The following is an 11,400-nucleotide window of genomic DNA, read 5'->3' on the forward strand; positions in this document are numbered from 1 at the left end:
TCGGCGCCTCTGCCGCGCGGTCAGCGCAGTAGCCTCCCCCTGCCCCGGCCCCGGCTCAGACCACCATGAGGTTCAGGCCTCCGGGAGGCTTCAGACCTCCGGGAGGCTCAGACCTTGAGCAGCACCTTGATCTCGCGGCGCTCGTCCATGGCCTTGTAGGCCTCGGCGGCGTCGTCGATGGGCAGGCGCTTCGTGAACACCTTGCCGGGGTGGATCTCCCCGGCCTGGATGCGCTCGATCAGTTCGGGCAGGAAGCGGCGCACGGGCGCGGGGCCGCCCTCCAGGTGGATCTGCCGGCCGAAGAGGTCGGATCCGTCGAGGGTCTGGTCATGGGAGACGCCCACGAACCCGACGTGGCCGCCCGGGCGCACGGAGGCGAGCGCCTGGTCCATGGACCCCTGCGTGCCCACGGCCTCCACCACGCCGTGCGCGCCGAGCCCGCCGGTGAGCTCCCGCACCTTGGCGGCGCCCTCCTCGCCGCGTTCGGCGATCACGACGTCGGCCCCGAACTCGCGCGCCAGCGCGCCCCGGTCCTCGTAGCGGGAGAACGCGATGACCGTCTCCGCGCCGAGGGCCTTGGCGGCGAGGACCGCGCTGAGCCCGACGGCGCCGTCGCCCACCACCGCGATGGTCCTGCCGGGGCCGGCCTGTGCTGCCACGGCGGCGTACCAGCCGGTGCCGAGCACGTCCGAGGCGGCCAGGTAGTCGGCCAGCCGGTCGGCGTCCGAGGGCGCACCACCGGGCACCTTCACGAGGGTGCCGTCGGCGAGCTCGACGCGCATGTACTGCGCCTGGCTGCCGGTGTAGCCGCCCGCGTTGGCGCAGCGGGACTGGTACCCGGCCCGGCAGATCTCGCATGTGTTGTCCGAGACCATGAAGGACCCGATCACGAAGTCCCCGAGCTCGAGGGTGGCGACCTCCGCGCCCTTCTCCACGATGGTGCCCACGTACTCGTGCCCCATGCGGCGGTGGTCCACCTCGTTGTGGCCGCGGTAGGGCCACAGGTCCGAGCCGCACACGCACGCGGCGGCCAGCTTGAGGACCACGTCCGTGGGCTTCTCGACGCGCGGGGTCTCCACGGTCTCCACGACGACGTCCCCCGGTGCCCGCATGATCACGGCCTTCATTGTGGCGGGGATCTCGGGGGTGGTGGGGGTGGGGGTCTCGGTGGTCATGGGTGCAGTCTCCCCCACGCCTGGCGAGGATGCGCACCACGGTGCGCACCGCCGTCGTCGGGGAGCAGGTGATACCAGACTGATACCATCCAGGCATGGCCATGACCCTGCGACTGACCGATGAGGACACCCAGGCCCTCGCCCTCCTCGCCGAGGCCGAGGGCATCAGCCGGCACGAGGCGGCGCTGCGCGCGATCCGCGAGGCCGCCGCCCGGCGCGGACACGAGGCGCAGGTCAGCGCGGCCTCCCGGCAGGCCCGCGAGCGCTACGCAGACCTCCTCGACCGCCTCGGCCGATGACCGTCCACCTCACCCTCGAAGACCTGCTCACGCTCGTCGACGATCTGCGGGTGGGGCCCGTGCGGGACGTCGGCCTGCTGGACTCCGCGGCACACCGGCCTGCAACCCACCTCTGGGGCCGGGAGGCGTATCCCTCCCTGGACGAGAAGGCCGCCACACTGCTGGAGTCGCTGGTGCGCAACCATGCCCTCGGCGACGGCAACAAGCGTCTCGGCTGGCTGGCCACCGTGGTGTTCTACTCCGTGAACGGCGTCCAGCTCGAGGCCCCCGACGACGACGCCTACGACCTCGTCGTCGGGACAGCGGCCGGGGAGCGCACCTTCCAGGAGATCGCGGACACGCTCGCCGGCTGGCACTGAGTGGGGCCGCGCGCCGGTGCGACTCAGAGCGGGCGGCCCGTGCGCCGGAAACGGTCCGCCCCGAGGGTGAACGTGCGGCCCGTGACGGGTTCGGGCAGCTCGCGGCCCTCGACGGCCTGGGGCGTGACCCTCGCGAGCACGTGACGGTTCCTCTCCTGAACCAGGTAGTAGGCGTCCCGGTTGCTGAGGCTGTCGCTGACCCCGAAGAGCCCGTAGGGGGTGTCGAAGGCGAGCATCATCCCCCACTCGAGGAACTCCTGCACTCGGTTGTTCGACCGCATCCGCGCGAGGGGGTAGATGACCGCACCGGGGTAGGCCTCGCGTACAGCCCGGTGACTCTTGGCGCCCAGGGGCCGGCCGGCCGGCTTGTAGGGCTCGAGGGATCTGACGTCGACGGCGTGGCGCAGCACGGCGGGCCCCGCGGCGTCCCCGGCGCCGTCCAGCAGGTGGTCCACGCTGACGCCGAACAGGGCGGCCATCGCGCGCAGGTTGTCCACGTCCGGAATACCGCGCCCCGCCTCCCACTTCGTGACGGCCTGCCGGGAGACGTGCAGCCGATCCGCGAGCGCGGCCTGGGAGAGCCCGTTGCGAGTGCGGAGCTCCTTGATGCGGTGTTCGAGTGCCATGACGCTGACCTTTCTTCGGGAGTCGGGCACAGTCTGCACCGGGGCGTCCACCCGTGGATATGCAGCACGCCGCGTGAGGGCGCTACCCATCGCCGCACCCCGGCTACGCTGCGTTGCCCCCGATCTGACCTGCGCTTTCACGTCAGCCCGCGGCGCGCTCCGGGTGCGAGGCGCGCAGCACTGGCAAGCCTCATGACGACGCCGGAGGAACCTCGTCTTCGCTCACCCCATACCCTCGCAGCACCTCCTCCACCGCAAGTGCGGCATCTGTCGCTTCGTCTCGCCCGACGCCGGCCAGCCACAGCCGACTGTCGTCGTCCATCCATCGCAGGAAGCGACGAAGGCGAGTCGCCGCAGACCCGTGCAGGGGTGGGCTGGGAACACAGCCGCCCAGCAGCCCGGCCACACTCACGGCGTCCCGCAGGTGCCGCTCCCGATCGCGGGAATCCCCGGTGTACGCCTCGATCTTCAGCTCCAGGGCTCCGATGATGTCCGGGACAGCGACAACGACCGGGGTCTCCCGTGTGCGGATCTCCACATGGAGGAGCCGTTCGAGCGCGTTGCGCCCGCCTGGCGCCTGAACGGGGCGGGGCCTGGGCAGCTCCGCAGCAGCGGGAGGAGGCACATGGTCTGCGATGAGGAAGTCCACCTGCATGGTCCCGGATGGGCTTGGACGGGTCATGCGATGCAACGGGGACGAGGCGTTCAGAGAGGGGTCATCTGCATACCCGAGGGTCCGGAGCCCGCGTCGAAGGGCCGCGAAGTGTTCTCGCCACGTAACCTCCACCCGGGCGAGTGCATCGATGTCCCGAGTGACCCGGCTGGGCTCCTGGCCATGAACACGGTGATGCAGCTGGACCATCAGGCCACCGATCAGCGCCCAATGCTCGGAGGGAACCGTCCGGGCCAGCTCGAAGACCGCCGGCCAGGGGTCGGGCCATGCCCTCCCGTCCACCGTCACACGGGGGCACTCAGACATGGCGCAGCATTCCGTCGAGCACGTCTCGCCCTGCGGCGCGCTCGCGGGGGTCGTCCGAGTCCATGAGGTCCAGGGCTACGAGTGTGTCGGCCTCCAGCAGGGCGGAGGGGTCCACCTCAGCGGGCACCAGGCGGATCAGCACCTCACCCCCTGCCGAGGATTCGAGCCGGAGACGGGACTGGAGGGCGGCCAGGTCACCGATCAGGTACCCCTCCACGCGTGAATCCGTGCCCATGGAGGCGAGGCCGAAGCGACGGGCGAGGCCTGAGCGTTCCACAGCGGACACCCCTGAGGGCACCAGCGGCTCTGCGACCCTCGTCCGGGCACGCGGTGATGCGTGAAAGCGATGAAGGCGGGCCCTGCCCTCAGCCAGTCGGTGCAGTTCGGGGGCGGTGAGTATCCGAAGACGGGAGCGCAGCCGGGAGGCCCTGGGCTGGTCGATGAAGTCCCGACCGTTCCCTCCGGAGAGGATGTCGACGGCGGCCCAGGCCGTCCGGGGGGCCCATGTGCGGCCAGTGGCGGGCGGCCTGCGTGCGTGTCGGGCCAAGGCCCGCTCGTCGATGACCCAGGATGCTCCGAACCGGCAGGCCTCCACTACGCCGGATTCCACGAGGCGCCGCATGTGCCTGCTGGACACGCCTGCCCGTTCTGCCGCCTCTCGCACCGTCAGCAAAGTCATGCAGGAAGGATACCGACTACAGACCCATTCATGCATATCCCATCCCCCTGACCCCCGCCTGCCCCGGGCCTAGACTCGCCCCATGACGACGACGGACCATCTGCGGGCCGAGGTCGCGCGGCGCTTCGCGGCCCTCGACATGCCCTCCTGGCCTGCGCCCCATGCCGAGGACTCCGCACCGGCGGAGGAGGAGTATTCCCGGGTGAGCGAGCCGGAGCGGTACCGGATCGTGATCGAGCGGGCCCGGCTGTGGGCGCAGGTGCTCGCCGAGGCGGGCGCCGTCGTCGTGCCGGAGGCGGTGCGCAGTGCGCCGGCCTTTCCCTGGAACCCGGAGGAGGAACCTGTGCAGCGCGCGCTGCGGGTGGACCCGCCGGCGGGGGTGGCCGGCGCGGCCCCCTGGTGGCTGCTGGAGTCGGACGTCCCCCAGAACGACGGCGGCACCCTCCCCGTGCTGCGGGTCGCCGTGGGGCGGCCGGACCAGGTGCGCGAGGCTCTGCCGGACTGCGGATGCGACGCGTGCGACCCCGGGTCGGCCGATCTACTCGACGCCGTGGACGAGGCCGTGCTGGGGGCGGTGAGCGCCGGGGTGACGCTGACCGGTCGGTGTGGGCTGCTGCGGCGCCGGGACTGGCACGTGGTGTGGGATGCCTCCGGCCGGGCCGAGGGTGATGCTGGGCCCCGGTGGTGGCCGTTCCGCAGGCTCGTCCGGGCCTGTGAGGAGCTGGCGAGCGGTGGCCAGCCTGCTCTGCCCCGCGGCACCCGGGTGAGTATCCGGGCGGCCTGGTTCCCGGGCCGGTCCGTCGGCGCCTCCCAGGCTTGACCCGCCTTGGATAAACCGCAGTATCCTTGTTGCAAAGCCAGTTAAGACCAATCTTTCCTTCTCCAAGGACACCATGCGTTACGTCGCCACCCCTGTCCGCCGCAGCATGCGGGAGCTGGGCGAGAACCTCCGCACCCAGCGGAAGCTGCTCGGCCTCACCGCCCAGATGGTGGCGGACCGCGCCGGCATCTCCGCTCCCACCCTCACGAAGCTGGAGAGCGGGGGTGGAGCCGGGCTGGACGTCACCTTCTCCGTGCTGCGCGTGCTCGGCATGCTGGACCCGGTGGTCCAAGCCTCGGACCCCTACACGACGGCGGTGGGCCGCCTGCGCGCGGACGAGCACCTTCCGCAGAGGGTGCGGGTGCGCCGTGAGTCCTGACGCCCCGGTCTCGGTGACCACCGTCCTGCACGGCGAGGACGTCGAGGCTGCCGTTGCCTGAGGCCCTCGTGGTGCCCCTTCAGCTGATCAGGGTGATTCGGACGGGGACTTCGTCGAGGAGGGGGGACCGGAGGCCTCCACCGCGTAGGTCATCTCCCCCAGCGCCGGCAGCATCTCGCCGAGAGACTCGGCCAGGACCCCCTCGGGGGCCTTGTCCCCCACGGGCCCGTCCCACGGGAAGTCCGTGTTCACGGTGATGCCGTCCACCACGACGTCGATCATGCCGCCGCCGGAGTACCGCACCTCCAGCGCGGCACCCGAGCGCAGCCGGCCGCGCGCGTAGGCCCAGCCGCCCTCCGGGACTGCCGGCGCCATACTGTGACCGGGTCGGGCCGCATCCAGGGCCGCATCGAGCCGACGGCACGCAAGGGTGGCGTAGGCGGTTCGTCGCTGGCGTCGGTTCTCAGCCCACCTCCGCAGGCGGCGGATCACTGTTCACCCTGGGAGACGGCGGCCTTCGCCATCGCTGCCCTCGCCTCCCTGAGGCGAGGTCGCGGCCCGGCCTGTGTCATGTTCAGCGGCGGGTTCAGCGCGGCGATCACCCGGCGCTCGACGTCGGCCAGCACCGTCTCCGGCGACGGCGGCGTCCAGACGCGCAGCGCCAGGTGCTCCAGCATCCAGCCCGTGAGCCTGACCTCTGAGCCCGCCGTCAGCGCATCCCTCGCCTCGGCCACCAGGGCGTCCAGGTCTGTCTGTCGCTGTTCCACCGTCATGCCCCCATCATCCTCGGCCCGACCGGCACCGGCGGCAGTGCTCATGTGTCGCCCTCCAGCACCCACACCTGCAGCACCGGGATCCGGGCGCGGATGGCGACGACGGTCGGCGGAGTCTCCCGATCCGTCTCCTCCGTGGTATCCGCGCCACCCCGCGCGGACCACCTCTCGTCGAGCTGAGCCCGAAAGCTATGACTGCACGCCCCGGCACCGGCGAGCCATAATTTTCTTGTCCAGAAAGTTATACCCCTCCCTCGACGCCCGCCGGGCCGCCCGCGGCCCTCTCCTGCACCCAGCGGTAGAAGAAGCCGCGCCCTCGACGCGACGGAGTGGAGGGCTCCAGGTGGCCTTCTTCCTCCAGCGCGCGCAGGGTGGAGCCCATGTTGGAGGCGTGGCCGCCGACCAGGGACGCCAGCTCGGTGGTGCTGATCCGCCCGCGCTGACGCGCGAAGCCCATGGCCACGGCACGCCGGGCTGGTGCCGCGCGGTGGCGGCCGATCTCAGCATCCAGCGCTGCAAGCAGCTGCTTGGCCCCGTCGCTCAGCTTCCACACGGGCGGAGCGGCGTCTGGCGTTCCTGCCGCGAGCTCCACCAGGGGGGCATCACCGACGGCCGCCGCGCCGAGTCGATCCAGCACCGATCGTGCCTCCGTCGGAGAGACCTGGGTCAGCCGGGCAGCCGTGAGTTCATCGATCCACACCCGCTCCACCAGGTGTCGCAGAACGAGGACGGCGGACACGTCCTGCGTGAGGTGTCGGGGCTCCACCTTGCCCAACCACGTCATCCACGGTTCATCCAAGGACTCACCCACCAAGGTGGTGCGGACATACGGGCCGGGGATCTCCTCGATCTCCGGGCTCGGATGCCCCAGACGCACCATCTCGCGGACCATGCGGTCCACACCGATGCCCTGCCGCTCGGCCACGCGCAGGTCCGCCAGCAGCTGGGTGAGGGCCCTGTTCCGAGACACCGAGGGGTGGGTGATGATGTTCCCCGGCTCCACTCCGCCGAAGAACCCGCCGGGGCTGGTCACCCGCAGGGTGCGGCCGATGTGCTCCACACGGGTGGCCTCCGGCTGGCCCCATTCGCGATGGGCTACCCCATTCACCAGGGCTTCACGAGCAGCGATCCGGGGGATGTCCCGCAGCTGTCCGACGGCCAGGCCCGTCTGCACGTGCCGCACAGTGTTCCGGGCCTCGAGCGCCTGGAGGACGTCCGCGAGTTCCTCCAGGAGTGAGCGTCCGCCGCGGTGGACGCGGATACTGCTGTCAGCGCCGGCCACCTCATGGTGGGTGTAGTCCAGAGACGGCTCGGCCCGCCCCACGAAGGCGAGGACGCCGGCATTTGTCAGCATTCCCTCCGGAGTGACCGCGTTCAGCCGGCGCAGCAGCTGCGGGGTCGGTGCGTTGGCGAGGTCCTCGCTGCGCTCGTCACCGCTGTCGTAGAGGAACGCACGGGCGACATCGACGGCAGAGGCACGCACCTCCGTCACCGGCACGGACGAGGCTTCGGCTGACCAGTCGTACTGCCGGCGGTACATCTGGCGCGTGTGCCAGGTGCTGGCGTCGATCTCAGCGCAGTGGTCCCCGACGCGCCAGTGGATGCGTCCGTCCATGCGGATCGGCTCGACGGCACTGGGCGGGTAGATGACGAGCAAACGCGTCCCTCGGACAACCACTTCCTGCACGTCCACCGTGAGCGCACGCCCGGTGACCTCGAAGATGCGGAAGCGCAGCCACTCGGCGTCCAGGGCGGTGCCGATCAGCTCCCCCTTCTTGGAAACCCCGACGATCAGCGCCCCGCTACCGGGCGTGTTGGCCATGCAGGCGGCCTCCTTGGCGAGGAACTTGGCGGCGTCCGCGTCTTCCCTCCGGCCCTCGAGCAGCTCGCCCCGCCGCCCGCGGCGGGACGGGTCCTCTTTGAAGTCAACGAGCGCCGTCTCGTCAGGGTCACCGAGGGCGGTGCCCTCGTCGAGTCGGATCAACAGTTCCTGCACCCGCATGCGCACCGGGTCCGGGCCGAAAGTGATGGTCATGCCCCCAGGATGCCACGAGTCATAATTTTCAGGCCAGAAAAATTATGTCCAAGCGCCCCCGGTCCTCTGAGCCACCGGCAGGTCCCAGAGCATGGACTTCGACACAGCCGATGGATGGGGCATGAGAGAACCTCACGCGCCGCAGGCACCATCCACGGGGAACGCGGCGTTCGCAACCGACATTGACTGAGCCGGAATGAACTCTCCACGCGCAGGCTCTTTCTCCCCTCCCGTGGCGACAGACGACTTCCACCAGTGGATCTGCCCACGATCACCGCGAACAAGGGAGACAACCTCCCCCGCCTGCACACCCACACCGTCATTATTCTCAATCGCCCTACATGCGGCGCGCCTCTCAGCGAGACTGATATCGAAAATCAAACCGCTACCCTTGTCCAATTGCTGACGCGTATCTGAAAGCACAAAGCTCGCGATGCCCAAGACATAGATGACACCAATGAAGACTAAGAGTAGCCAATTCACAAACTTCACAAAGTCTGCCGCGAAGCCCCGAATCGCGAACACTCGGAAATACATCGCCCAGCCACCGGCGGCGATAAAGATCGCCACAACAACCACGATGACCGATCCAACGAAACACGCGAGGACAGCAGCCGCAACACCACTTTCCGGGATATCACTCCTCCGCACCCCGAGGTCAGAAAGCATCATCCACAGGAGGGTGGCACCCGATGACGCCGACACCGCCACAAGAAAAGAGATCGCAGAGAAGGATAAGAAGTTCTTTAGACCCGGACTTAGGATAATAGCATGAACCCATCCGCGAAATATTGTGAGGCCAACTACCAGTAGAATAAAGGAGAAAACTAATGGACCCCACAATTCCGAAGGGTCTTCAAGCCCCCGCCCCCACCCTCGATTCAGAGCTAACACCAGGAATAAAAATAGGGCGCTAGAGACAAGCGGTGCGACGATTCGGCGCCATACCCGCCCCTTGTGAGAACCCGTTGCCCACATTGCAACACTAACAGAAATAGCTGCACCGAGCACGAGGGTGACGCCCCTCAGCCATAGCGGAAGGATCGGAACAGCAGTCGCCAGGGCTGCAGCCAGCCACACGCCGGCCCCCATGACGAACAGAAGCATCAAACCCGCAGCCTTGGCCACCCCTTCTCCATTAGAGTGCACGCGAGCAGGCTCGGCCGAGAGGGTCGCGCGATAGCCGCTGCCTGGATGCCAGCCCGCCAAAGGTGATCGACGAAATGCTTCTTGGGCGCAGGTTTCCTCCTCGCGGAGTCGCTCCTCGGGGGAGCGCGCACTGGACCGGGGGACAGCCACCTCCCACTGCTCGCCCCCACGCAAACCCAACCATGCACGATCTAGCCAGCCGCGCTTACGAGCCACGGCACGCGCCACTCGGCGTGGGTCTTCACTTCGGGGCTCGCGGAGGCGAACTTCATCAATGACGAGCGGCATCATCGACTGGGAGAACTCCCCCAGCTCCCGCCGAGCCTCCTGTACAGCAACAGGCCGCGCACAGTACAACAGAACCGCCACCCGAACCTGCCTGCGAGTCGCTTCGCTTGCAACCCAGCCGCGCTGCTCAAACATGCGCAACAAGCGCTTGCGATCTCCAGCTCGCTGCGGCCGCACCAACGCCTCGACGGTCCGGTTCGTCGGCGAAGTCGCCACCCCACTCACCGCTCGCCACCGACGCGACATCCACGCGTCGCCAGCGTCCCATCCGCCCGCTCCTCCACGACGGAGGTGTCGCGCAGAGGCGAATCATGCACGCGCATTCGTGCAGGGCCTGGTGTCTCGCCCCTCACGACGGCCTGCAACGGCATGTCGCCGAGAGCCTCGACGGCTTCGAGCACGAGGTCCGACTGATCAACCCCGCTGATCAGCGGGGTGCTTTCCAGCAGCCCGCCCCGCGTCGTCAGCACGTACTGCTTGGGTGCACGCACCCCCGACCCAGTCCGTAAGTCGGTAGCGTAAAGGCTCCGCAACACAACCTTTTTGTCCCCTTCGGTGCCCGTGAACGCACATGCCGTAGCACTAGCCTGCACGGTGGAGCCCGTCGCCCAATCCATGAAAATCCAGACGTTCAAGCAGAATTTCAGGGTGTTGTCCATCGTACCCCCTCCACTGCGGGTTGTTTCGCGTGGCCCCGTAGCTACCTCGTTGGCCGTGGTCAAAACTTCGCTCCTTATTCTCCACTTGAAGCGCCCTGGATTTTGTTCCGGGGTCAGGACGCAACGGGTGCTACGTCTCGGTCGTGAGTGTAGGCAGCCTCGACCTCTCCAGGCGTGCGGTAGCCGAGCCCCTCGTGGAGGCGGGCGGTGTTCCACCAGTGCGCTCACCCCATCGTGGCCAGCTCGATCTCCTCGGTCGACTCCCACACCCGCTCGGAGCGGATAGTTCGGCCCTGTAGAGGCTGTTCACCGTCTGAAGCCAGGGCCTTATCGTACGAGTCGCCCACGGCGCCCACCGATGCCGTCACCTCGGCAGTGATGAGGGTGTCCAAGCATGCCAGGGAGACATGCTGGCTGCCCCTTTCGCTGTGGTGGATCAGACCCTGTCGGTCACGGCTGGCACCTATGATCAGTAGTGCGTGTTCGAGGGCGAGCAGTGGTAGTCCCGCGATATGGAGGGTGGCGGAGACGGCTCAGACCACGATGCGTCGAGTAAACACATCCGTGACGAACGCGACGTAGCAGAACTCCGAATATATTATCACTTTCTGCTCGCAGAAATGATAATTGGTCGAATCAGGACCGCATCTACCTCCTCCCTATGATTTAAATGGACATCATTCACATAGCCAATCACCCTTACCTTAGGATTAATTTTATGAGTTCCATCGATCTGAGGGATTGTCCCATTTGACTTGTGAGCATTATGGAACCTACCGACAATAATGTCGTCGAATTTCTTACTCAACTGCCCAGGTGACCGAATGTCCCGTCTCTCCTTGGAGCGTTCTTCAATCTTGAACTTGTCCGTCAGTTCGTACTCTCTTGAAAGAAGGTCCACAAGGCCTCCGGGGGACGATGGATACCAACCCTCGGACATAATCTTCTCTCGCATCTCACCCGAGCTCCAAGATGCATAATTATCAGCTGACCCAAAGGCTTGAACAGTGATTGGCGTAGGATTCCACCGGAGAAGAATTCGACGAATCCAAGCGGAGAATCCGGTGTAAAACCTCACCTTTCCCACTCCCATGTAAACCACGAGATGGTTTTTGAAAATCCCACCCTGTCGAGTATCGAAGGGCACGGTTCCATGGCTCCAATCGATGACTTAAGATTC

General features: G+C 67.5%; 15 protein-coding genes and 1 pseudogene. 4 read left to right on the forward strand and 12 right to left on the reverse strand.

The features are described from left to right. Positions 1–107: 107 nt before the first annotated feature. Positions 108–1,127, reverse strand: a complete 1,020-nt coding sequence (locus SPI96_RS01340) for a zinc-binding dehydrogenase (RefSeq protein ID WP_321080602.1) — start codon at positions 1,125–1,127, stop codon at positions 108–110. A 143-nt stretch (positions 1,128–1,270) separates the two neighbouring features. Here SPI96_RS01340 and SPI96_RS01345 point away from each other — a divergent pair, with 143 nt between their 5' ends. Together SPI96_RS01345 and SPI96_RS01350 are read left to right on the forward strand one after the other, a co-directional pair. Beyond that, entirely contained in the window at positions 1,271–1,474 is a 204-nt protein-coding gene (locus SPI96_RS01345) for a CopG family transcriptional regulator (protein ID WP_321080569.1), read from the forward strand. After that, complete coding sequence (locus SPI96_RS01350) at positions 1,471–1,833, forward strand: type II toxin-antitoxin system death-on-curing family toxin (protein WP_321080570.1); 363 nt, start codon at positions 1,471–1,473, stop codon at positions 1,831–1,833. Before SPI96_RS01345 ends, SPI96_RS01350 begins: the two co-directional genes overlap by 4 nt. 23 nt (positions 1,834–1,856) lie before the next feature. Here the strand turns inward: SPI96_RS01350 and SPI96_RS01355 are convergent, their stop codons facing one another. The 4 genes and pseudogenes from SPI96_RS01355 to SPI96_RS01370 form a co-directional block, all read right to left on the reverse strand. After that, positions 1,857–2,459, reverse strand: a complete 603-nt coding sequence (locus SPI96_RS01355; RefSeq protein ID WP_321080571.1) for a helix-turn-helix transcriptional regulator — start codon at positions 2,457–2,459, stop codon at positions 1,857–1,859. Between the two features lie 190 nt (positions 2,460–2,649). Beyond that, on the reverse strand, positions 2,650–3,141 hold the full coding sequence (locus SPI96_RS01360) for a hypothetical protein (protein ID WP_321080572.1): 492 nt from the start codon (positions 3,139–3,141) through the stop codon (positions 2,650–2,652). A gap of 289 nt (positions 3,142–3,430) precedes the next feature. Next, positions 3,431–3,724, reverse strand: coding sequence for a hypothetical protein (locus tag SPI96_RS01365; RefSeq protein ID WP_321080603.1), 294 nt, complete (start codon positions 3,722–3,724; stop codon positions 3,431–3,433). 255 nt (positions 3,725–3,979) lie between these two features. Continuing rightward, positions 3,980–4,153, reverse strand: a pseudogene (locus tag SPI96_RS01370) (helix-turn-helix domain-containing protein); the annotation flags it as partial. Between the two features lie 46 nt (positions 4,154–4,199). Here SPI96_RS01370 and SPI96_RS01375 point away from each other — a divergent pair. Together SPI96_RS01375 and SPI96_RS01380 are read left to right on the forward strand one after the other, a co-directional pair. Continuing rightward, positions 4,200–4,937, forward strand: a complete 738-nt coding sequence (locus SPI96_RS01375) for a DUF6226 family protein (protein WP_321080573.1) — start codon at positions 4,200–4,202, stop codon at positions 4,935–4,937. A gap of 73 nt (positions 4,938–5,010) precedes the next feature. Beyond that, the gene (locus tag SPI96_RS01380) at positions 5,011–5,316 is read left to right on the forward strand and encodes a helix-turn-helix transcriptional regulator (protein WP_321080574.1); all 306 of its coding nucleotides are present in this window, start codon (positions 5,011–5,013) and stop codon (positions 5,314–5,316) included. Positions 5,317–5,403: 87 nt separating this feature from the next. Here the strand turns inward: SPI96_RS01380 and SPI96_RS01385 are convergent, their stop codons facing one another. The 7 genes from SPI96_RS01385 to SPI96_RS01415 all read right to left on the reverse strand — a co-directional run bounded on the left by SPI96_RS01385 (position 5,404) and on the right by SPI96_RS01415 (position 11,367). Beyond that, entirely contained in the window at positions 5,404–5,691 is a 288-nt protein-coding gene (locus SPI96_RS01385) for a hypothetical protein (protein ID WP_321080575.1), read from the reverse strand. Between the two features lie 113 nt (positions 5,692–5,804). Then, on the reverse strand, positions 5,805–6,134 hold the full coding sequence (locus SPI96_RS01390) for a hypothetical protein (protein ID WP_321080576.1): 330 nt from the start codon (positions 6,132–6,134) through the stop codon (positions 5,805–5,807). A 196-nt stretch (positions 6,135–6,330) separates the two neighbouring features. Next, positions 6,331–8,124, reverse strand: a complete 1,794-nt coding sequence (locus SPI96_RS01395; protein WP_321080577.1) for an ATP-binding protein — start codon at positions 8,122–8,124, stop codon at positions 6,331–6,333. 132 nt (positions 8,125–8,256) lie between these two features. Then, entirely contained in the window at positions 8,257–9,252 is a 996-nt protein-coding gene (locus tag SPI96_RS01400) for a hypothetical protein (protein WP_321080578.1), read from the reverse strand. Positions 9,253–9,782: 530 nt separating this feature from the next. Continuing rightward, on the reverse strand, positions 9,783–10,220 hold the full coding sequence (locus tag SPI96_RS01405) for a hypothetical protein (protein WP_321080579.1): 438 nt from the start codon (positions 10,218–10,220) through the stop codon (positions 9,783–9,785). Positions 10,221–10,444: 224 nt separating this feature from the next. After that, entirely contained in the window at positions 10,445–10,612 is a 168-nt protein-coding gene (locus SPI96_RS01410) for a hypothetical protein (RefSeq protein WP_321080580.1), read from the reverse strand. Between the two features lie 209 nt (positions 10,613–10,821). Continuing rightward, the gene (locus SPI96_RS01415) at positions 10,822–11,367 is read right to left on the reverse strand and encodes a hypothetical protein (protein WP_321080581.1); all 546 of its coding nucleotides are present in this window, start codon (positions 11,365–11,367) and stop codon (positions 10,822–10,824) included. Positions 11,368–11,400 lie beyond the last annotated feature (33 nt).

It is taken from the genome of Micrococcus sp., assembly GCF_034179925.1.
Lineage (GTDB): Bacteria > Actinomycetota > Actinomycetes > Actinomycetales > Micrococcaceae > Micrococcus.